This is a genomic window from Caballeronia sp. AZ1_KS37 (genome assembly GCF_023631165.1).
GTDB lineage: Bacteria > Pseudomonadota > Gammaproteobacteria > Burkholderiales > Burkholderiaceae > Caballeronia > Caballeronia zhejiangensis.
The window spans coordinates 38,777-60,348 of the sequence record NZ_JALQDP010000042.1 but is presented as its reverse complement, the minus strand read 5'-3'; the positions used below and the strand labels follow the sequence as shown (position 1 = coordinate 60,348).

Annotated in this window: 20 protein-coding genes; 10 read left to right on the top strand and 10 right to left on the bottom strand. The window is 62.7% G+C overall.

The features are described from left to right. Window positions 1–200 precede the first annotated feature (200 nt). On the top strand, window positions 201–458 hold the full coding sequence (locus tag NCS00_RS29070; protein WP_008346261.1) for a hypothetical protein: 258 nt from the start codon (window positions 201–203) through the stop codon (window positions 456–458). Window positions 459–519: 61 nt separating this feature from the next. On the opposite strand, the gene NCS00_RS29065 is transcribed toward NCS00_RS29070, so the two are convergent. Both NCS00_RS29065 and NCS00_RS29060 read right to left on the bottom strand, forming a co-directional pair. Further along, complete coding sequence (locus NCS00_RS29065) at window positions 520–1,512, bottom strand: hypothetical protein (RefSeq protein WP_250441650.1); 993 nt, start codon at window positions 1,510–1,512, stop codon at window positions 520–522. Window positions 1,513–1,579: 67 nt separating this feature from the next. Next, entirely contained in the window at window positions 1,580–3,352 is a 1,773-nt protein-coding gene (locus NCS00_RS29060) for a ShlB/FhaC/HecB family hemolysin secretion/activation protein (protein WP_250441649.1), read from the bottom strand. 1,041 nt (window positions 3,353–4,393) lie between these two features. Between NCS00_RS29060 and NCS00_RS29055 the strand changes: the two genes are divergently transcribed. Next, window positions 4,394–5,095 carry an SDR family NAD(P)-dependent oxidoreductase gene (locus tag NCS00_RS29055; protein ID WP_250441648.1) on the top strand — a complete coding sequence of 234 codons (702 nt, stop codon included), beginning with the start codon at window positions 4,394–4,396 and terminating at the stop codon, window positions 5,093–5,095. A 4-nt stretch (window positions 5,096–5,099) separates the two neighbouring features. Here the strand turns inward: NCS00_RS29055 and NCS00_RS29050 are convergent, their stop codons facing one another. Beyond that, entirely contained in the window at window positions 5,100–5,921 is an 822-nt protein-coding gene (locus NCS00_RS29050; RefSeq protein WP_008346252.1) for a helix-turn-helix transcriptional regulator, read from the bottom strand. 102 nt (window positions 5,922–6,023) lie between these two features. Here NCS00_RS29050 and NCS00_RS29045 point away from each other — a divergent pair, with 102 nt between their 5' ends. The 8 genes from NCS00_RS29045 (at window position 6,024) to NCS00_RS29010 (ending at window position 13,452) form a co-directional block, all read left to right on the top strand. Beyond that, window positions 6,024–6,911 carry an SDR family oxidoreductase gene (locus NCS00_RS29045; RefSeq protein ID WP_008346249.1) on the top strand — a complete coding sequence of 296 codons (888 nt, stop codon included), beginning with the start codon at window positions 6,024–6,026 and terminating at the stop codon, window positions 6,909–6,911. Window positions 6,912–7,024: 113 nt separating this feature from the next. Continuing rightward, window positions 7,025–7,723 (top strand): GNAT family N-acetyltransferase, encoded by a 699-nt coding sequence (locus NCS00_RS29040; protein ID WP_250441647.1) that lies wholly within the window; start codon window positions 7,025–7,027, stop codon window positions 7,721–7,723. Window positions 7,724–7,866: 143 nt separating this feature from the next. Continuing rightward, window positions 7,867–9,114 carry a serine hydroxymethyltransferase gene (gene glyA / locus NCS00_RS29035; RefSeq protein ID WP_250441646.1) on the top strand — a complete coding sequence of 416 codons (1,248 nt, stop codon included), beginning with the start codon at window positions 7,867–7,869 and terminating at the stop codon, window positions 9,112–9,114. Window positions 9,115–9,218: 104 nt separating this feature from the next. Continuing rightward, complete coding sequence (locus NCS00_RS29030; RefSeq protein ID WP_008346244.1) at window positions 9,219–9,821, top strand: helix-turn-helix domain-containing protein; 603 nt, start codon at window positions 9,219–9,221, stop codon at window positions 9,819–9,821. 28 nt (window positions 9,822–9,849) lie between these two features. Continuing rightward, a complete protein-coding gene (locus NCS00_RS29025) occupies window positions 9,850–10,398 on the top strand; it encodes a GNAT family N-acetyltransferase (protein WP_008346242.1) in 549 nt (182 codons plus the stop codon). Window positions 10,399–10,499: 101 nt separating this feature from the next. Further along, window positions 10,500–11,630 carry an FAD-binding oxidoreductase gene (locus tag NCS00_RS29020; protein ID WP_250441645.1) on the top strand — a complete coding sequence of 377 codons (1,131 nt, stop codon included), beginning with the start codon at window positions 10,500–10,502 and terminating at the stop codon, window positions 11,628–11,630. Between the two features lie 12 nt (window positions 11,631–11,642). After that, the gene (locus tag NCS00_RS29015; RefSeq protein WP_250441644.1) at window positions 11,643–12,836 is read left to right on the top strand and encodes a M24 family metallopeptidase; all 1,194 of its coding nucleotides are present in this window, start codon (window positions 11,643–11,645) and stop codon (window positions 12,834–12,836) included. Window positions 12,837–12,849: 13 nt separating this feature from the next. After that, on the top strand, window positions 12,850–13,452 hold the full coding sequence (locus NCS00_RS29010; protein ID WP_250441643.1) for a dimethylsulfoniopropionate lyase: 603 nt from the start codon (window positions 12,850–12,852) through the stop codon (window positions 13,450–13,452). Window positions 13,453–13,491: 39 nt separating this feature from the next. Here the strand turns inward: NCS00_RS29010 and NCS00_RS29005 are convergent, their stop codons facing one another. The 7 genes from NCS00_RS29005 to NCS00_RS28975 form a co-directional block, all read right to left on the bottom strand. Continuing rightward, window positions 13,492–14,511: an alcohol dehydrogenase gene (locus tag NCS00_RS29005; RefSeq protein ID WP_008346234.1), complete on the bottom strand. Its 1,020-nt coding sequence runs from the start codon at window positions 14,509–14,511 to the stop codon at window positions 13,492–13,494. Between the two features lie 185 nt (window positions 14,512–14,696). Beyond that, on the bottom strand, window positions 14,697–16,028 hold the full coding sequence (locus NCS00_RS29000) for an epoxide hydrolase family protein (protein ID WP_250441642.1): 1,332 nt from the start codon (window positions 16,026–16,028) through the stop codon (window positions 14,697–14,699). Window positions 16,029–16,269: 241 nt separating this feature from the next. Beyond that, complete coding sequence (locus tag NCS00_RS28995; protein WP_250441641.1) at window positions 16,270–17,691, bottom strand: purine-cytosine permease family protein; 1,422 nt, start codon at window positions 17,689–17,691, stop codon at window positions 16,270–16,272. A 77-nt stretch (window positions 17,692–17,768) separates the two neighbouring features. Further along, complete coding sequence (argE, locus tag NCS00_RS28990; protein WP_250441640.1) at window positions 17,769–18,932, bottom strand: acetylornithine deacetylase; 1,164 nt, start codon at window positions 18,930–18,932, stop codon at window positions 17,769–17,771. Continuing rightward, entirely contained in the window at window positions 18,925–19,602 is a 678-nt protein-coding gene (locus NCS00_RS28985) for a DUF1028 domain-containing protein (RefSeq protein WP_250441639.1), read from the bottom strand. The genes argE and NCS00_RS28985 overlap by 8 nt, the downstream gene beginning before the upstream one ends. Continuing rightward, entirely contained in the window at window positions 19,599–20,042 is a 444-nt protein-coding gene (locus NCS00_RS28980; RefSeq protein WP_008346225.1) for a RidA family protein, read from the bottom strand. The genes NCS00_RS28985 and NCS00_RS28980 overlap by 4 nt, the downstream gene beginning before the upstream one ends. A gap of 31 nt (window positions 20,043–20,073) precedes the next feature. Beyond that, window positions 20,074–21,414, bottom strand: coding sequence for a flavin-containing monooxygenase (locus tag NCS00_RS28975; protein ID WP_008346223.1), 1,341 nt, complete (start codon window positions 21,412–21,414; stop codon window positions 20,074–20,076). Window positions 21,415–21,572 lie beyond the last annotated feature (158 nt).

Genomic DNA, 21,572 nt, shown 5'->3' with positions numbered 1-21,572 from the left:
GTCAACGCCAATGTCAACGGCGGCTTCTCGTTCGCCAGCCCGCAGACCAACGTCGCGCCCGTCACGCAAGTCGATGCCTCGACGCACACGAACGTCGATCTGACCAACGTCACGAAGTCTATCGATGCGGTTGGCAGCGTGCTCGGCGGCGTGAAGCTGTAAGCCCTCACACAGCCATTCACGTCATCAGGAGAGACATCATGTTGAGAATCGAAAACCTCGCCGTCAGCAAGGAACTTGGTCGCGCTGAAATGGGCGCCATCGTCGGCGGCGCGAGCATCTTCCAGAACAACGGCATCAACGCCAACTCGATCACGGGCTTCGCGTTCGCGAGCCCGCAGATCAACGTGGCGCCGGTGACGCAGGTCGATGCATCGCAGTACACCAAGGTCGATCTGACCAACGTGACGAAGTCGCTCGACGCCATCGGCAGCTTGCTGCACGGCGTGAAAGCGTGAAGAACTGAAGCAGCACCGTCGACGGGAGAAGGAACAATTGTGCTTCCTTCTCCTTTCTTCACTACTTTGCGAGCGCAACTGCCTCGCGCTGCGCGATGAAATCCGCGGCAATGCCGTTATACGCAGCCGGAACGACATCGTGGATGTCACCCGCCTTCACCAGTTCACCGTGGTACAGAGCCCCGTCGTACTCGATATGAATCATGCTGTTCGGCGCGGGCTGCAGATAGCGATAGCCGCCCAACGATTGGATGACCCCTCCGGTCCTGGCCTGGATCTCCTCCAGAGACGCAAACGGATCCTTCCCCTTTGTCAGGTTCGCCCACAAGTGCGTGGTCACGACCGTGTACGGCAACTGATAGATGATGGATCCCTTCGGCATCGGCGATTTGTCGGCGGCAAGCAGAAACGGCAGTCCGTTGATGGCCGGACCCTCGTCCTTGCGAATGGCATCCGAGATCGGCAGACCCGATACGTCGTCCATTTTGATCGTGATTCGCTCCAAGGCCGTCGACATGCCTCGCATGCCGAGCTCATAACCTTGCGATAGCTTCTGGAAGATCTTCGAGTTCGAACCGAAATGGATGTAGGGGGTCGATCGCGACGTGAACGCACCTTCCGCCGTGATATACAGCTGCGTCTCATAGTCTTGCGTATATGCGCCCGCTATCGTTGTGGTCTCTGCGATGAAGTTGTCGTCGCTATCACTGTCGACGTAGAACCGGGTTCTGCCCGAAGCGACGGGCGTGTAGCCTCCGCTGCCGGGATAGTTCGCATCGAACTGATAGAAGCCGCTGCCGCTGTCCTTCAAGAAGATGCTGTTGAAGAAGCTCGCGGCCGCACTGGATGATGTGGGCGCGTCCGATGAAGTCGATGCCGTATCCGCCGAATTCGACGATGTCCCTCCCGTCGCCCCGTTGCCGTTGTTCTCGACAGCCGAGAGTCCGCTGCCGCTTCCGCCTCCACATGCGGCGAGCGCGAGCAGCAGTCCGGCAGTGAGCGCCTTCGCTGTCGCATGAATCGACGCGAGCGTCAGACTCTTCTCGTTGGCCATGTTTTCTCCTTTGTTATTTGGGCCGCAGTGTCTTGACCATGCAATGCAGCCCGAGGTCGATCGCGCGTCAGAATTGCGCGGTCATCTGAAATCCGACCGTCACGCGCGATGTCTCGAGTGAAGACGGCTTGTAAATCGGCGTGCCCGCGAAGAAGTCATAGCTGAACCCAGCGTACTTCGACGGAATGCCGCCGCGAACGCCGATCACCGCGCCGACGAGCTGCGTGCCCGCGAGAAACTCGGTATTCGGGCCGAACACGCGACCGTAATCCACGCCGACGTAGAGCGACTGGCGCGTCTGTCCGATCGGCATCTGCAATTCGTTGCGCCAGTAGAAGCCTTTTTCTGCGGCCAACATTTGTTCGCCGTCGAAGCCGCGCACGGTGTAGCGGCTGCCGATCGTCAGGTCGTCGATGTAGTAAAGCTGATCGTTGGTGTATTGCCCGTGTACGGTCGTCACGTAGCGGAAGCTTTGCTTCGCAATGGCAAACGGCATCGACAGGTTCATATCCAGCACGGCCATCTTGAAGCGGTAGGTCGGTGCGCGCGTGGATATGGAGTAAGGATCCGGTTCCGGATCGGGTCTCGCGCCCAGACCACCGATGCCTTGGCGATATGCCAATGTCGCGTCGAACTGTGCACCGCCGAAGTAATGTCGATCGGTCAGTCCCAGTTCGAGGAAAGTATTGTTGCGTCGTTGTAGCTCGATCTCCGTGTCTTCGATGAAGCTCGCACCGAAGCGCTTCGAGAGTTGCATATAGCTGCTGAGCACGTCGCTCTGGCTGCGGCGCAGCACGCGCTGCAGTTTGAGCCCCGCGCTCTGCGAATTGCCGCTCGACACGAACGATTGATTCACACCGGCGATCTGCTGATAGTAAGTGTTCGTGTTGCCATACAGCGTCGCGGTCCAATAGCCCCATGGGATCGAGTAGGAACCGTTGAAGCCGTGCGAGCCCAAAGTCTTGTCGTCGAAGTACAGGTCCTGATTCGCGCCTACGCTCAGGATGTCGTTCAGTCCAAGAAGATTGTCGATGCCCAGGCTGACGTTGCCTTGCCACTTGCCGGTTGCACGGCTGCCGGAGTTGTCGACAGAGGCGACGAACGTCCAAGGCTTGGCGCGCTTGACGGTGATGACGACATCGCTCTCACCGGGCGAGCTGGTCGGATCGACCTTCATGTCGACGTCCTGGCTCGCGACGCGCTTCATCTGCTCGAGGCCTTGCTCGAGATCGCGCAGGTTCAGCACGTCGCCGGGACGCGCCGGAAAAGCGGTCTTCCATGTGCCCGACGTGTTGGGATCGGCAAAGCGCAATTCGCGGATCACGCCGGGGATCAGAGCGAACTTGAGCGTGCCGGTCGACAGGTCCTGTTCGGGCAGCAGCACACGCGTCGTGATCAGTCCGCGGCTCAGGATTGCCTGCTGAAGCGCCTTGGTCAGTACGTTCACGCCGTCCTTGCCGATGCATTGACCTTTGTAGTGGTCGAGCCACTCGCGGGCGAACGCGAACGGATCGAGCGGCAGCGATGATGCGCCCTGCTTCCGAATCGGCTCGGGCAGCGTTTGCGGCACATCGAGCTCGAAGGCGTCGATGCGAAAGCACGGCGTCTCTGAAGGAAGCAACGGATATCGCTTCTCGTCAGGGATTTCCGAGCGCACGGCCGGCGCTCGAATCGCCGATTCGCGTTGCTGTGCCTCGCGTTGTTGCTGGATTTGCTGATCCTGTATCGCATTCGCGCGCGCGGCGGCGGCTTCGTCTGTGAATGGAATTTGCTGCGCATTTGCTGCGAGCGACATCAGGGCTGTGAACGACAGAGCCGCAAGCCTTTTTCGGTAAATCATCAACTAACTTCTAGGTCTGAATGGAACAAAAAAACCGTCGCGGGCGGCGACAACATCCATACGCCAAACCCGAGCGACTTACCCGACCAAGGCCGAGCAGAACGCCGCTGCTGATGCGTGTGTCGGACGTGGAGAGAGCGTCGTCATTACCATGAACGACGCTCATGAGCGCCTGAACCCGGCCCGGTGAATGAGCCGTGGTCTGATTAACTACGATCCGTCCTTTTACTTTTTCTTCGCCTTCTTGGACGACCGACGGAAACTTCTTACTATCGCCGTCTCCGTCGTGGCCGTAAATAATCCTTTCCTGATCTTTCCATTCAATCAGAAAAAGATTGTGACTATCGTTGGACCATTTCAATACGGGTCAGATGTTGAGAGTCATTCCGTCGTGCTGTCGGCTGCGGTGCGGCCTCGCGCGTCACGCCGACGGCGACTATCCGTAGGTCAATCAGCAGGCGGAGATTCTGGCCGGCGAAGGCGGCTTTAACGTCAATGTGAAGGGCAACATCGATCTGAAAGGCGCGGTGATTGCAAGTGCTGCGGACGCATCGCAGAACAGCTTGAGTACACTGGCACGCTGACGTACAGCGACATCGAGGGCCGTGATCACGGATCTACGTGATCACGATCAAGCACATACAACACGCGTTCTGCGCGCCGAAGCTCGCGCTGCCTCCGCTTGACTAATCGTGAACCCGCCGCCCGTGCTGCTCCGATGCGCGCTGCTCGTGGTCACATCCTGCACGCTGACGATGTTCAGATCACCAACGTCCGACACGCGCCGCGTTGCCGAGTCAGAATCCTTTTTTTGCTGATGCGCCAATGACCTGCATCGGTCTTGCGCTGCCCGCATTGACGCTCGTATCCCGCTGCGCCGCGAGCGTGCCACCGTTCGTCAGCGCGCCGGATGTAGCGACGATCACGTCGCGCTGAGAAACCCATCGACTTTCATCAAAAACAGCCCCGCAGCAGCCGGTCCGCGCGCCGATTTCCCACGCCAGTTATCATCGGTTCCACCTTTCGTCCGAGCGTGAAACCATGAGCACACTTCCCTACCGCAGCGCCCTCATCGTCGGTGCCGGGCCAGGCATCAGCGGCTCTCTTACGCGGCGTCTGCGCGCCGAAAACATTCCGGTTGTCATCGCGGCGCGCAATGTCGAAAAGCTCGCGGCGCTCGTCGATGAAACCGGCGCCATCGCGCTACCCGTCGATGCATCCGATGCCGGTCAGATGGAAACGCTCTTCGCCCAGGCCGAAGCCCGCATCGGCGCGCCGGAAATCGTCATCTACAACGCGAGCGGGCGCGTGCGCGGACCCATCGCGGAACTCGATGCCGAAGAAGTCGCGCAGGCTGTCGCCGTCTCGGCGCTCGGCGCGTTTCACGCCGTCCAGCAGGCCGCGCGCCGCATGATTCCCGCCGGCAAAGGCGCGATCCTGCTGACGGGCGCGACGGCGGGCGTCAAGGGTTTCGCGTTGTCTGCGCCCTTCGCGATGGGCAAGTTCGCGTTGCGCGGCCTCGCACAAAGCGCCGCGCGCGAACTGGCGCCGAAGGGCATTCACGTCGCGCATTTCGTGATCGACGGCGGCGTGCGCGCCGAACATCGCGCCGATCCGCCCGACGCGCCGGACAGCACGCTCGATCCCGACGCCATCGCGCAAACCTATCTCGATGTGCTGCGCCAGCATCGCAGCGCGTGGACGTGGGAAATCGAGCTGCGGCCGTGGGTGGAGAAGTTCTGAAGCGTCACGCGCTCGCGGCGAGCTGGCCGATCCGCTCGGCCATCGCGCGGTCGACGGGCGTGTAGACGATCATGCCGAGATCCGGCCGGCCATCGACGGAAAACGCCGAATATTCCAGCTCGACCGATCCGAGCGCCGGATGCATCAGACGCTTGATGCCGCCGCCTTCTTCGTGGCTGTGGACGTCGTTGTCGCGCCAGAGCGCGTCGAATTCGGGACTCGCGTGCCGAAGCTCTTCGACGAGCTCGCCGACTTCCGACACCAGCCCCGCGCGCGCCACATCCGCCCGGAACGCGCCGACGACGAAGCGCGCGACGCTGTCCCAGTCGTGCTGCCGCGCGCGGACATCGGGATTGCGGAACAGGAATCGCAGGATATTGCGCCCGCCGGGCGGCAGCGTGCCGTAATCGGTCAGCACGACGGCCGCGGCGCGATTCCACGCGACGACATCCCACGTCGGCGTCTTGACGATGGCCGGGCTGGTCTGCAGCGAATCGAGCAGACGCTGAAGCCGCGGACTGACGCCATCGGCGGACCGGTAACGGACTTCCGGCGGCCGTCCCAGCCCGAGCATGAAGAGATGCTCGCGCTCGGCATCGGTGAGCAACAGCGCGCCGCAGATGCGCTCCAGCACATCGGCCGACGGCGCGCCGCCGCGTCCCTGCTCCAGCCACGTGTACCAGGTCGGACTGATGTTCGCGCGCTGGGCGACCTCTTCGCGGCGCAGGCCGGGCGTGCGGCGGCGTCCGGCGAAACCGAAGCTCGCCGGATCGAGACGCGTGCGCCGGCTGCGCAGAAAATCGCCGAGCGATCTGGCCGTATCCACGGATATGAAACCCTGTTAGTCGTTTTAATAGGATGACGTCACTACTTTAACGGGATAAAAAAACGTCGGATAGTGAGCGCCATTCGACCAGGGAGCTTCACCATGCGAATTTTTCTGACGGGCGCGACCGGCTTCATCGGCTCGGCCTTGGTGCACGAATTGATCAACGCGGGTCATCGGGTGATCGGCATGACGCGCTCGGATGCGGGCGCGCGGGCGCTCGAAGATGCCGGCGCCGAAGTGCATCGCGGCACGCTGGAAGATCCAGAAAGCCTCGCGCGCGGCGCAGCGCTGGCGGATGCGGTCATCCACACGGCCTTCGATCACGACTTCTCGCGCTTCGTCGAGAACTGCGAAAAGGACAAGCGCGCGATCGCCGCGCTCGGATCGGCGCTCGCGGGCACGAATCGTCCGCTCGTCATCACGTCGGGCACCGGCATGGGCAGCGGCGAGCACGGCGAACCGGCGCGCGAGGACGTCTTCAACACGCGTCATCCGAATCCGCGCATCGCGTCCGAACTGGCGGGGAACACGCTGCTCGATTCCGGCATCAACGTGTCGGTGGTGAGACTGCCGCAGGTTCACGATCCGTTGAAGCAGGGTCTCATCACGCCGCTCATCGGCATTGCGCGCGACAAGGGCGTCGTCGCTTATGTGGGCGATGGCGGCAATCGCTGGCCGGCGGGCCATGTCTCCGATGCCGCGCGGCTCTACCGGCTCGCCGTCGAGAAGGCGGAAAGCGGCGCGCGTTATCACGCGGTCGGCGAGGAAGGCATCGCGAGCCGCGCGATTGCCGAAGCGCTCGGACGCGGGCTGAAGCTGCCGGTCACGTCGATTTCTCCGGACGATGCAGCCGCGCATTTCGGCTGGATGGCGATGTTCGTCGGCCTGGACATGCCCGCGTCGAGCGCGCTGACGCAGGCGCGCCTCGGATGGAAACCGACAGGCCCGACGCTCATCGCCGATTTGGACGAAGCGCGCTACCCCTGACGCGTTTCGTTTGGCGCAAATGCCCCCGAAACTGTCATTTCCGACAATAGCCGGAACGCTCGGAATTGCCTAAAGTGATCGGCATTCGATCACCTTTCGCAACCGGAGCCGATATGATCCGCCCGACCCACGCCGCACTCGACCGCCCGATCTGGACCGCGCTGACCACGAAGCAGGCGCATCTCGGCCTCGGCGACACACTCGCGCGGCGTTTCCATCCGGATGTCGCGCCGTTCGGGGCCATCGCCTCCGATACACCCGATGCCTGGCGCGCGCTGCACGCGCTGCTGCAACCCGGCGAACACGTCGCGATGCTGTCGGCGGATGCGCTCGCGGACATCGGCGCATTGCACGCGGAGCGCGTCGGCGCCATCCATCAGATGATCGCGACGTCGCGTTTCACGCGAAGCATCGACGACCGCGACGTGATCGCGCTCGGCGCTGCCGATATCGACGCCATGCTCGCGCTCGTGCAACGCACGAAACCCGGTCCGTTCGGCAGGCGCACGCGCGAAATGGGCCGCTACATCGGGATTCGCGAGCAAGGCGAACTCATCGCGATGGCGGGCGAGCGCATGGCCATCGACGGTCATGCGGAGATCAGCGCGGTGTGCGTCGATGAACGTTGCCGCGGACGCGGCCTGGCCGGACGGCTCATGAACATCCTGCGCAAGGAAATCGGCGAGCGCGGCGACACGCCGTTTCTGCATGTCTTCAGTCACAACGAAAGCGCCATCGCGCTGTATGAACGGCTCGGCTTCGAGCTGCGTCACGCGTTCACGTTGATGCGAATCAGCCGCCCGATGAAATAAGCATTCACTGCGGCGAATGCGCAGGTGCCCGCATTCCAGCGCAATGTCGTAATTCTTCTATCCGCGCGAGCCGGCTTTCGATGGAATACGGGACAGTCACGCGTTCCCGCAGCAACCCGCTCCTCTCTTACATGGGTACCATCATGTTCAATCGCGCAACCAGCACCGTTGAAAACGTCGATCCGGAACTCTGGGCGGCCATCACGAATGAAAACCGACGCCAGGAAGATCACATCGAGCTGATCGCGTCGGAGAACTACACGAGCCCGGCCGTGATGGCAGCGCAAGGCTCGCAGCTCACCAACAAGTACGCGGAAGGCTATCCGGGCAAGCGCTATTACGGCGGTTGCGAATATGTCGACGTGGTGGAGCAGCTCGCGATCGATCGCGTGAAGGAGCTTTTCGGCGCCGAAGCCGCGAACGTGCAGCCGAATTCCGGCTCGCAGGCCAATCAGGGCGTGTTCTTCGCGATGCTCAAGCCCGGCGACACCATCATGGGCCTGAGCCTCGCGCACGGCGGCCACCTCACGCACGGCTCGCCGGTCAACATGTCGGGCAAATGGTTCAACGTCGTGAGCTACGGTCTCAACGAAGCCGAAGACATCGACTACGAAGCGGCCGAGCAACTCGCGAATGAACACAAGCCGAAGCTGATCGTCGCGGGCGCGTCGGCGTTTGCGCTGAAGATCGATTTCGAGCGTCTTTCGAAGATCGCGAAGAGCGTCGGCGCGTATCTGATGGTCGACATGGCGCACTATGCCGGCCTGATCGCGGCTGGCGTGTATCCGAATCCGGTGCCGCACGCCGATTTCGTCACGACGACCACGCACAAGAGCCTGCGCGGCCCGCGCGGCGGCGTCATTCTGATGAAGGCCGAGTTCGAGAAGCAGATCAACTCGGCCATTTTCCCGGGCATTCAAGGCGGTCCGCTGATGCATGTGATCGCCGCGAAGGCCGTCGCGTTCAAGGAAGCGCTGTCGCCGGAGTTCAAGGAATATCAGCAGCGCGTGGTCGACAACGCGCGCGTGCTGGCCGAAACGCTCGTGAAGCGCGGTCTGCGTATCGTCTCGGGCCGCACGGAAAGCCATGTGATGCTTGTCGATCTGCGCGCGAAAAAAATCACCGGCAAGGCCGCGGAAGCCGCATTGGGCGCCGCGCACATCACGGTCAACAAGAACGCGATTCCGAACGATCCGGAGAAGCCGTTCGTCACGAGTGGCGTGCGCCTCGGCTCGCCCGCGATGACCACGCGCGGCTTCGGCACGAAGGAAGCGGAGATCGTCGGCAACCTGATCGCCGATGTGCTCGAAAGCCCGGAAGACGCGGGCAACCTCGAACGCGTTCGTCAGCAGGTCGCGGAATTGACCAAGCGCTTCCCCGTGTACGGCTGATCTGAACCGGTTATAGGCGTGATCGGCGGGCTTCGCTGTCTTCGTGCAGCGAAGCCCGCTTTCGCTTGACATCGACGTCTAGTTTATTGGACACTCCGTCCACTATGCTAGATACCGTCAAGCCTTCCGCTGAAGCCGACATCAACCAGCGCATCGCGGATCGCGTCCGCGAGTTGCGTGCCGCGCGCGGCTACACGCTGGACGCGCTCGCGGCGCGCTGCGGCGTGAGCCGCTCGATGATCTCGATGATCGAGCGCGGCGCGGCCAGCCCGACCGCCGTCGTGCTCGACAAGCTCGCGGCGGGCCTGGGCGTATCGCTCGCGAGCCTTTTCGGCGGGGAAGCGGAAGGCGCGCCCGCGCAACCGCTCGCGCGGCGCCGCCAGCAATTGAAATGGCGCGATCCCGAGTCCGGCTATACGCGCCGCAATCTATCGCCTGCGGGCTGGCCGTCGCCGTTTCAGCTCGTCGAAGTGGACTTTCCGCCGGGCGCGCGCGTCGCGTATGAAACCGGCGGACGCGAATCGAACATGCACCAGCAAGTCTGGGTGATGAGCGGACGCATCGACATCGTGATCGGCGACGAGCTTCACGCGCTTCAGCAAGGCGACTGCCTCGCGATGCGCCTCGACCGCCCGCTCATCTTCAGCAACCCGGCTTCGAAAGCGGCGCGCTACATTCTCGCCATCGGCGACGCGTCCGCCAACTGATTCATCTTCAGCCCTGAACGGATATCGAATGAACACCACCGATCCGCACGACGACGTGCGCCTCATCGATTGCAACGAGGCCGAACACGCGCCGGCCATCCTCGAGATACTGAACGAAGCCATCGTCAACTCGACCGCGCTGTACGACTACGTGCCGCGCCCAGCAGAAGCCATGTCGACGTGGTTCGCCGCGAAACGCGCGGGCGGCTTTCCGGTTGTCGGCGCCGTCGATGCGTCGGGCAAGCTCATGGGCTTTGCGAGCTGGGGCACGTTCCGCGCGTTTCCCGCCTACAAGTACACCGTGGAGCACAGCGTCTATGTGCATCGCGATTGCCGTGGCCTCGGGCTCGGCGAGCGGCTGCTGCGCGAACTGATCCGGCGCGCGCGCGAAGCACAAGTGCATGTGCTCGTCGGCTGCGTCGATGCGACGAATGCGGGCAGCATCCGCCTGCATACGCGGCTCGGCTTCACGCATTCGGGAACGATCACCGAAGCCGGGTTCAAATTCGGCCGCTGGCTGGATGCGGCGTTCTATCAGCTCAAGCTCGAAACGCCCGTCGCGCCGGTCGACGGCTGACGCATAACATCAAGTAATGGAACGCGGAAAATAAAGCGCGTTGACGGTGTTTATGGGCGATCCAATACTTCGCTCATCGCCAACGCACTCTTTTTCGCGCCATGAATTCCGTCGACAGAATTTTTGCTCCCGCGGTCGATCTCGACGATCGCCTCGCCGATGCCGCCACCTGGGAACATGGCGGCAAGCTATGGCCGAGCGGCGAGCAACAGACGCTGACGTGCTGCCGCGTCGTCGACGAAACGCACGATATCAAGAGCTTCGAATTCCGCACCGCCGACGGCCTGCCCGTGCGGTTCGAACCGGGCCAGTTCATGACGGTGTCGGCGAAGGTGCAAGGGCAATCGGTCGAGCGTTGCTACACGATCTCCTCCGCACCGACGCGCCCGTTTTTGCTCTCGATAACGGTGAAGCGCGTGCCGGGCGGAACGATGTCCAACTGGCTGCACGACAACATGAAGCCCGGCAGCGAACTGCGTGCATACGGTCCTTCCGGCGCTTTCACGCCGAGCGTCGCGCCCGCGACGAAATCGCTGTATCTGTCGGCGGGATCGGGCGTCACGCCGCTCATGTCGATGACGCGCGCGAGCATCGACCTTGGGCTGGATCGCGACATCGTGTTCATCCACAGCGCGCGTACGCCTGCGGATATCGTGTTCCGCGATGAACTCGCGCGATTCGCGAAGCTCTCGCCGCGCCTGCGCGTGTTCTTCGTGTGCGAAGGCATCGGCGACGAGACGCGGTGGCAAGGTCCGATCGGCCGTCTCAGCCTGCAATTGCTGTCGCAATGGGCGCCCGACTATCTGGAGCGCGAGGTCTTCACGTGCGGCCCGGCCGGCTACATGAGCGCGGTGCGGACGTTGCTTCGCGAAGGCGGTCACGATCCGGCGCGCTATCACCAGGAAAGCTTCGATATCGGTGCGGGCGTCGCGCCCGCGCCTTCGCCGAACGAAGCCGGCGTTGCGCAGGAAACCTTCACCGTGAAGCTGTCGCGCTCGTCGAAATCGTTCACGATGAACGCATCGCAAACGGTGCTGTCGGCGGCGAAGAAGGCGGGCGTCGCGGTGGCGTCATCGTGCAGTCAGGGCATGTGCGGGACGTGCAAGACCAAGGTGCTCGAAGGCACCGTCGACATGAATCACAACGGCGGCATTCGCGAAAGGGAAGTCCAGAAGGGATTTCGCCTGCTGTGCTGCAGCCGTCCGACTTCGGACCTCGTACTGGAACTGTGAGGAGACGCACACATGGCGGTCGAAGACCCGGTGCGGACGATGCGCGATGTCAGAACCTATCGGCTCGCGCGCGTGCTTGCGCAATTGAAGCGACACGAATGTCCCGCGATCCTGCTGTACGACCCCGTCAATATCCGCTATGCGACGGACACGTCCAACATGCAGATATGGACCGCGCGCAATCCGTCGCGCTACATCATGGTGTTCGCGGATGGCCGCATCGTCGCGTGGGAGTTTCATAGCTGCGAGCACGTTTGGGACGGCATCGAGTTGAACGTCGAAATGCGCGGCGCGGTGAGCTGGATTTATTTCAGCGCGGGCCACGAAGCGGAAAGCCGCGCCGAAGTGTGGGCGAACGAAATCGTCGATGTGTTTCGCGCGCACGCGCGCGGCGACAGCCGGCTCGCGGTCGACCGGCTCGATCCGATCGGCTCGGCGCTGCTCGTCAATCGCGGCCTTACCTTGCTCGACGGTCAGGCGATGATGGAAGACGCCCGCGCGATCAAGTCGGCGGGCGAACTCGTGCTGATCGGCGAATCGCTGCGCGCGTGCGAGGCCGGTATCGAACGGATGCGTCGCGAGCTTCGGCCCGGCATGACCGAGCAGGAGCTATGGGCGCATCTTCACTTCGAGAACATCCGTCACGGCGGCGAATGGATCGAGACGCGACTGCTCGCGTCCGGCGAGCGCACCAATCCGTGGATGCGCGAATGTTCGTCGCGCGTGCTGCAAAACGGCGAACTGCTTGCCTTCGATACCGACATGGTCGGCCCGCACGGCTACTGCTCCGACATTTCGCGCACCTGGACGGTGGGCGACACGCTTCCATCCGACGAGCAACGCAAGCTGTACGAACTGGCTTATTCTCAGGTGCATTTCAACATGGACCTGCTGCGTCCGGGCATGACCTATCGCGAGTTCTCCGAGAAGGCGTGGAAGATTCCCGCGCCGTACGTGAAGAACCGGTATAGCTGCATCGCGCATGGCATCGGCATGGTCGATGAAGCGCCGGCCATCGCGCATCAGGTCGATTGGGACAGCGCGGGCTATGACGGCGTCTTCGAAACGGGGATGACGCTGTGCATCGAAAGCTATATCGGCGCGGAAGGCGGATGTCAGGGCGTGAAACTGGAGGAACAAGTGGTGCTTACGGAGCACGGCTGCGTGCCGCTCACGGCATGCAGCTTCGAGACCGACTGGTTGTGACGGAGAGCGCTTCATGAATCGTCGTGCGCAGAACGTGGCGGCTTACATCGCCATCGCGGAGAAGCTGTTTCAATCGGAGAAGCTGCCGGAAGCGGGACGTCGCGTCGCGGCGCGCGTGTTCGAGCGGTTGCAGACGCCATCCGACGATGGCGCGCGGCATCGCACGCGCTATCCCGCATGCGAATGGCTCGACGCGACGCTCGCGCCTTTCATCGACGATGACACCGGCTTCGGCACCGCCGCGCGCGCGATCAAGGCGCTCGAACCCGATCTCGGCTGGTCGCGCCGATCATCGGGCGTGAACGGTAGCGACGGCTATATCGATGCACACGTGCACGGCATGATCTGCGGTCCCGGCGGCGCGGAGAGCCGTTATGACGTGCAACTGGGCTTTTCGCTGATGCTGCCGCATACGCGTTATCCGGATCACAGTCATCCGCCCGAGGAAGCTTATGTGCTGTTCACGCCGGGTGAGTTTCGGCAGAACGGCGGAGAATGGCGCGATCCGGGCATCGGCGGCGGGATTCATAACGTGCGGAATAATCCGCACGCGATGCGGTCGGGTGATGTGCCGTTTTTCGCGATCTGGTGTCTGTTGACGAGGGAGGGGGATTAGGCGGCTTTCGAAGCCCCGCCCAGCGGGGCTTCGCTCACCTCACTTCCCCGGCGTCAACACAACCCTGAACCGCGCCTTGCCGCTCATCATCCGTTCATACGCCTCGCCCGCGCGCGACAGCGGATATTCCTCGATCATCGGCTTCACGCCCGACAGCGCGCTGAACGCGAGCGTTTCCTGCGAGTCCGCCGCCGTGCCCGACGGCCAGCCCTGCACCGAGTTGCGCCCCATGATGAACTGCGTGATCGGCACCTCGACCGGCTCTTCCGATATCCCGACCATGATGAGCTTGCCGTTCAGCCCCAGCCCGCCGATGGTCGCGCTCATCGCCTTGCCGCTCGTCGCCGTCGCGAGTATCACGCGCGCGCCGCCGAGCGCCTTGAGCGCGTCGGCCACGTTCTGCGATTCGCTGTCGATGTAATGATGCGCGCCGAGTTGCTTCGCGAGCGGCGCCTTGTCCTGTCCGCGCGCGATGGCCACCGTCTGGAAGCCCATCTTGCGCGCGAACTGCACGCCCAGATGACCGAGCCCGCCGATGCCGAGCACCGCGACCACATCGCCCGCTCGCGCGCCGCTGTTGCGCAGCGCATTGAACGTGGTGATGCCCGCGCAAAGAAGCGGCGCGGCATCGACGTCGGAGAGATCGTCGGGCATACGCGCGAGCGCTTCCTGCGGCGCCACCATGTATTCCGCGTAGCCGCCGTCATAGCTGATGCCCGGCACCAGCGCGCGCTGGCAAAGCACGAAGTCGCCGTGCCGGCAATGCTCGCAATGGCCGCAATGCCCGCCGTGCCAGCCCACGCCGACGCGCTGACCCTTTTCCCATCCTTCGACGTCCGCGCCGAGCTTCTCGATCACGCCTGCGATCTCGTGTCCCGGCACGCGCGGAAACTGCAGACCCGGCCAGAGTCCTTCGACGGTCAGCGAATCGCTGTGGCAGATCCCGCACGCCTGCACCTTGATGAGCACGTGTCCGGCGGGCGGTTCCGGCACATCGCGCTCGACGACTTCCAGCGGACCATTCGCTTTCGTTACCTGCACTGCCTGCATCGTTGGCATCGCTTGCTCCTTGTCATGGAGAAACACGCGCGGCGCACCTCGCGCGCCGCAATCGGATGAGACGGCCCGGTCAATCGCACTCCCGAGCGCATCGTCGAGAAACGTCGGAGATTGCGATTGTGACAGGGTTCCGCCCGATGCATCGGCCGCGCGTCCATGCGCGCGCTGACCGCGATGCGCCGCCTTTACGCCGAACGCAGCGGACGGAAGCCCGCGCGAACTTCATCCGTGAAGGCTTGCGGCTGCTCCCATGCCGCGAAATGCCCGCCTTTCGCCAGACGGTTGTAGTGAATCAGCTTCGGATACGCCTTCTCCGTCCAGCTTTGCGGCGCGGCATAGATCTCGTCCGGAAACACGCTCACCGCCACCGGAATCGCAACATGCTTCGGCGCGAAGAAGTTGAGCTTGTTTTCCCAGTACAGCCGCGCCGATGAAACGCCCGTGTTCGTCAGCCAATAAAGCGTGATGTTGTCGAGGATGTCGTCGCGCGTGAGACCCTCCGCCTGTCCGTCGAACACACGCGCGATAAGCGCCTGGCTCGCCGCGTCGTGATCGATCATCCATGCCGCGAGACCGATCGGCGAATCCTCGATGCCATACAGCGTCTGCGGCCGATTCGCCATTTCCTGCGCGTAGCCGAGGCCGTGTTTGTAGAAGTAATCGAGTTGATCGAACGCGTGCTTTTCATCGCCGGCCAAACCCGCGGGCGCGGGATTGCCGTACTTCAGCGCGTTGGCGATATCGTCCGGCACCGTCGCCGGCATGTTCGTGTGCATGCCGATCAGTTCCGGCGGCGCGATAAGCGCCATCTGCTCGGTCACCGCGTTGCCCCAGTCGCCGCCCTGCGCGACATAGCGCGTGTAGCCGAGCCGCTGCATCAGCGCGATCCATGCGCGCGCGATGCGCTGCGGGTCCCAGCCGGTCGTCGCCGGCTTGCCGGAAAATCCGTAGCCGGGCAGCGACGGAATCACGACATCGAACGCATCCGATGCATTGCCGCCATGCGCGGTCGGATTCGTCAGCGGATCGATGATCTTCAGTTGCTCGATGATCGAGCCGGGCCAGCCGTGCGTGACGATCATCGGCAACGCGTTCGCATGTTTCGAGCGAACGTGGATGAAGTGGATGTCGAGTCCGTCGATCTCGGTGACGAAGTTCGGCACCGCGTTGATCCGCGCTTCGAGCTTGCGCCAGTCGTAAGCGGTCGACCAATGGCGCGCGAGTTGCTGCATCGTCGCGAGTTGCACGCCTTGCGAGGCATCGGCGACGGTTTCGCGTTCGGGCCAGCGCGTCGACTGCACGCGCCGCTTCAGATCGGCGAGTTGCGCATCCGTTGCGTGGACGCGAAGCGGGCGAATCGCGGTCTTGTCGCCGCTCTTCACTTGCACGATGTCCGCCGTGCTCTGGATCGAATCGGCGAATGCGACGCGGCTCAATGCGCTCGCCGCGATGCTCGCCGCCGCGACGCCGATGAAATGACGGCGCGAAGCCGTCCGGAGAGGAAGATCGTTCGACATGACAAGCTCCTGAATGCGTGTGCGAGGAGGAGCGATGTTTGCCGCAACGAATCAGAATCACTGAACCGCACTTGCAGGCCGCCGTTCGGCAAGCCTGGGATCGTCACCGCCTCGATGCGCCGCGAAGGGTTTTCGCAGCAGGTGACGCGATTTTGTGCATGTGCACACTCGACGTAAATGCAGCCGGGGTTACAACAGAATTGTCGGGCGGGAAAGAGTCCCGCCCGACATCGCTTATGAATCACCGCGCCACATTCGACGCCACACGCGCACCGTTCTGTCTGCGCCGATAACTCGTATCGCGCGATGCAAGCCAGTAATAAACCGGCGACGTCAGCAGCAATCCAACGATCCACGACAGATCCGCGCCGTCGAGATACTTGGGCACCGCGCCCGCATACATCGGCGTGTTCATGAACGGAATCTGCACGACGATACCGATCGCATAAGCGATCAACGCCTGCGGATTGAATCGTCCATAGATGCCGCCGTCTACCTGAAAGATCGACTGGATGTCGTACTTGCCTTTGTGGATCACATAGAAGTCGATGAGATTGATCGCGGTCCACGGCACCAGTACGACGAGCAGCGCAAGCACGAGATCGACGAGATTCGCGACGAAGTTCGTCGATGCGCCGATCGCGCCATAGCAGCACGCGACGAGAATCACGACCGACAACACGGCGCGCGCTTTCGCCGTCGGAATCCAGCGATACGCGAACGTCTGCAATGACGTGATCACCGCGAGCACCGCGCCATACAGGTTCAACGCGTTGTGGCTGATGACGCTCAACAGGAACAACACGAGCATCGGCAGGCCGAGCGGTCCGGTGGCGAGCTTCACGGCATCCATCGCGTCGGCGCCGGGCGGCACCGCGAGCACCGCGACCGCGCCGAACACGAAGGCGAGCGTCGAGCCGATCGTGCAGCCGAGATACGTCGCCCAGAACGTCGACGAGACGCGCACGGTCGCCGGCAAATAGCGCGAATAGTCGGACACGTAAGGCGCGAACGCGATCTGCCACAGCGCGGAAAGCGATATGGTCGCGAGCCAGCCGGCGAAGTTGAAGCCGCCGCGCGTGAGGAAATCGTCCGTCGAGACATGCGTGAGGATGTAGCCGAAGCCCACGCAAATGCCGATGCCGAGGACCCACGTCCCGATGCGGTTCAGGATATGAATGAACTTGTATCCGATGATGCCGATCAGTCCCGATCCCAGCGCGCCGATCACGATGCCCACGGGCACCGACACCGACGTCTCGATGCCATGCAGCGACTTCCCCGCGAGCACGATGTTCGACGCGAAGAAGCCCACGTACATCACGCCCGCGATGACGGTCACGAGCAACGCGCCCCACGATCCGAACTGCGCGCGGCTCTGGATCATCTGCGGAATGCCCATTTGCGGCCCTTGCGCGGAATGCAACGCCATCAGCACGCCGCCGACCGCCTGTCCGACGACGATCGCAACGATGCCCCACAGCAGGTTCAGATGAAAGATCTGCACGCCGAGCGCGCCGGTCACGATCGGCAAGGGCGCGATATTGCCGCCGAACCATAGCGTGAACAGGTCGCGCACTTTGCCGTGACGATCCTCGGGCGGCACATAGCCGATGGTGTGCTTCTCGATCAACGGAGAAGCGTTGCGTGATGCACTAGTCAAAGTCGTCTCCAGTTTGTGCGCGGCAAAGCGATGCCCTGACGCGCATCGCGCCCGTATCGCCTGCGGCGTGTGAGAAATCAGGCTGTGGTCGAAAGATGATCGGCGAGGCGTATCAGCATCGCGTCGCAATCGTGGAGTTGTTCGAGGGTTACGTACTCATCGGGCTTGTGTCCCTGATCCATGCTGCCGGGACCGCATACGACAGTCGGAATGCCTGCCTGATCGAAGAGTCCGCCTTCCGTGCCGAACGCCACCGTGCCGAATTCCGACGATCCGCTCAAGAGCGCGACGAGACGCGCCGCTTCGCTTTCCGGCGATGTCGCGAGTCCGGGATACGCGGATAGCGCTTCGAGGCGAATGTCCGTCTCGGGTTCAATGGCGCGCATCTTCGGCAGCAGTTCGGCTTGTGCGTACGCCTGCAAATCCTTGGCGACCGTGCTCGCTTCGAAGCCGGGAAGCGCGCGCACTTCGAAATCGAACTCGCATTCCGCCGGCACGATGTTGAGCGCACGACCGCCCTTGATGACGCCCGTCTGCACGGTCGAATACGGCGGATCGAAGCGCTCGTCGTGATGCTCGGGCTGCGCCAGCCGTTCGCCGATTTCTTCAAGCCGATTGATGAGGCGCGCTGCATATTGAATCGCGTTCACGCCATACGGCGCATAGGCGGAATGACAAGGCGCGCCTTTCACCTGACAACGCATCGCGAGCTTGCCCTTGTGACCGAGCACCGGCTTCAACGATGTCGGCTCGCCGATCAGACACAGAACGGGCTTGTGCGCGCGCTTCTCCAGTTGCGCGAGCATCGGCCGCACGCCGAGGCATCCGACTTCCTCGTCGTATGAAAACGCCAGATGCACGGGCAATCTCAGTTCGCGCTCGATCAACATCGGCACGGCGGCCAGCACCGACGCGAGAAAGCCCTTCATGTCGGCTGTGCCGCGGCCATACAGCCGTCCATCTTTTTCCGTGAGACGGAATGGATCGACGGTCCACGGCTGGCCATCGACCGGCACGACATCCGTATGCCCCGAGAGCACGATGCCGCCGCGATCGCGCGGTCCGATCGTCGCGAACAGATTCGCCTTCGTGCGCTCCGCGTTGTAGAACAGCTCGCTTTCGATGTCGAACTGCGCGAGGTAATCGCGAACGAACTCGATCAGCGCGAGATTCGAATCGCGGCTGACGGTCGCGAAACTAATCAGCTTGTCGAGCAGATCGCGGCTCGTCGTGTCACTCATCGCCCGGCACTCCGTAGCTCGGCGCAGCGGTCGGGTTCAATGCGCGCGTCACGTAGTCCTGCATCTGCGGCTCGTACGCATGCCACAGGTCATCGAGCTTGCCGATGGGATCGTCATCGGCCCAGTCGACGCGCAGATCGACGAGCGGCCAGCTTTGCTCGCCCGCGATCTTCAGCGCCGCCGAATGCACCGGCCCCGCTTCGCCGCCCGCCGCGATCGCCGCATGCATCGCGGCAAGCAGACGATCCGCAAGCTGGCCCGATGCGTTCTCGAATGCGGGAATCATCGCTTCGATGACATGCACGCCCGCGAGCATGTTGCCCGCCGCGACGCATTGCCTGCCCGCGACCGCGTGATACGTGCCGAGCGCTTGCTTGCCGCTGAAGAACGCGGTGTGGCCTTGCGCATCGACGACCGTCACCTGCCGATACTCCCTCCATTCGTTCGCGCTCAACGCGCGTTCGAGTGCGGCGTTCGCATCGAGCTTGGCGCTTTCGATGTAATCGAGAATTTGCGGACCGAGCACGGGCAGCGTGACGTTCTGCGTCGCGACGACGCCCACGCCCGCGCGCACCCACGGACAGCGCGCGCCCACCGCGATGCTCGACGAACTGATCGCGATGCCGAGCTGCCCGGTCTCTTCACATCGTCCGACGATCGAGAATGTCATGCGCGCTCCTGGGGCGGCGTCCATCCATCGGGGATGACGGCGATCACGTCGATCTCCATCAGCCATTCGGGTTGTCCGAGCGCGACGACGGTAAGGCCCGTCGAAATCGGAAACACGCCCTTCAGCCATTTGCCGACTTCGCGATACACCGGCTCGCGAAAGCGCACATCGGTGAGATAAGTCGTCGTCTTGACGATATGCGAGAGATCGCTGCCCGCTTCTTCGAGCAACTGCTTCACGTTCTTCATCGCCTGCTCGGCCTGCGCGCGCGGATCGCCGAGACCGACGAGATTGCCGTCGAAGTCCGTGCCGATCTGACCGCGCACATAAACGGTATTGCCCGCGCGAACGGCCTGGCAGAGATCGTTATCGAGGGTCTGATTCGGGTACGTATCCTTCGTGTTGAACATGCGGATACGGGTATGCGTAGGTTGGCTCATCGAATGCACCTTGATTCCGGATAGTTTCTGATCAGTTGACGCCCATCTCGCTGACCTTGTGGACGCGCGATGCATCGGTCACGCCTTCTTCGCGCTTCGTCTCGACAGCACGTTGCGGCGCGTCGTAATAAGCGAGGTATTTGCGCTGCGTGACGATGTGATCGGCGATATGTTTCGCGTCGTGCCACACGCCCCAGATGAACGCGGAGCCGCGCCGCGAAAGCCACGGCAAGCCGAGAAAATAGATGCCCGGTTCTTTGGCGACGCCACGTTGATGTTTCGGCTTGCCTTTGTCATCGAATGCATCGACTTGCAGCCAGTTGAAATCGACGGCATAACCGGTCGCCCAGATGATCGACGTAACACCCGCTTGCGCGAGATCGAGTTCGAGAAGCGGATGCGTCATGCATTCCGGGTCGGCGGGAATATGGCGCGCTTCGGGCTCCTCGGGCAGATCGAGGCCGTTGCGTTGCGCATAGGCATCGGCGGCATCGAGCAATGACAAATAGTTCTCGTCGCCGCGACGGATGTTATCCGCGAGATCGGCTTCGAAGCTCACGCGCGTATCGTCGAACGATTTCGTCAGACCGACGAGCGTGATGCCCTGATGCGCGAGGCGCCTGAAGTCCACCGTATGGCCGCCGCGCGCGCCGCTCACGGCAATGGTCACATGCTCGCGGCCCGGCTTCATCACTTCCGCGTCCCATTCGCCGAGCACGCCGAGCCACCAGCAGAAATCGCGTCCGCGATATCCGCGCGGCGGACGATCGTGCGCGCCGACCGACAGATACACGCGCCGGCCCGCGCGCTGCAATTCATCGGCGATCTGCACGCCCGACGATCCCGCGCCCACGACGAGCACGCCGCCTTCGGGCAGTTGCTGCGGATTGCGATAGTCGGCGGAATGGATCTGCGTGAGCTTTGCGGACGACGGCGCGATCGGCGGAATCACGGGGCGCTGAAACGGACCCGTCGCGACGACCACGCGATTCGCTTCGATGGTTCCGTCGGATGTATCGACGGTAAAGCCCGGCCGCCCCGCATTGCGCACGACCTTCTTCACTTCGACGCCGGTGCGAATGGGCGCATCGAATTTCTTCGCATACTCGACGAAGTATTCCGCGACCTGATCTTTCGATGCGAAACCATTGGGGTCGAAATCCGCGAACTCGAGATTAGGGAAACGATCGTGCCATGCGGGACCATTGGCGACGAGCGAATCCCACCTGCCCGTGCGCCAGCGTTCGGCGATGCGATCGCGTTCCAGCACGAGATGCGGCACGCCGAGCTTGCTCAGGTGTTCGCTCATCGCGACGCCTGCCTGGCCCGCGCCGACCACGAGCGTGTCGATAGACGTTGTTTCCACTGTCATGGCTATGTCCTTCTGAAAGGCCGTTGTATCCGTGATGTCTTCGTGAAAATCTACGCGTCCCGATCGAATCCGAAAAATATATTTAAAAAATGCACGGCATCGGATTTGGCTATGCAATGAATTTTGAGCACTTCACAATGCGGCTCATCGAAGCTCCA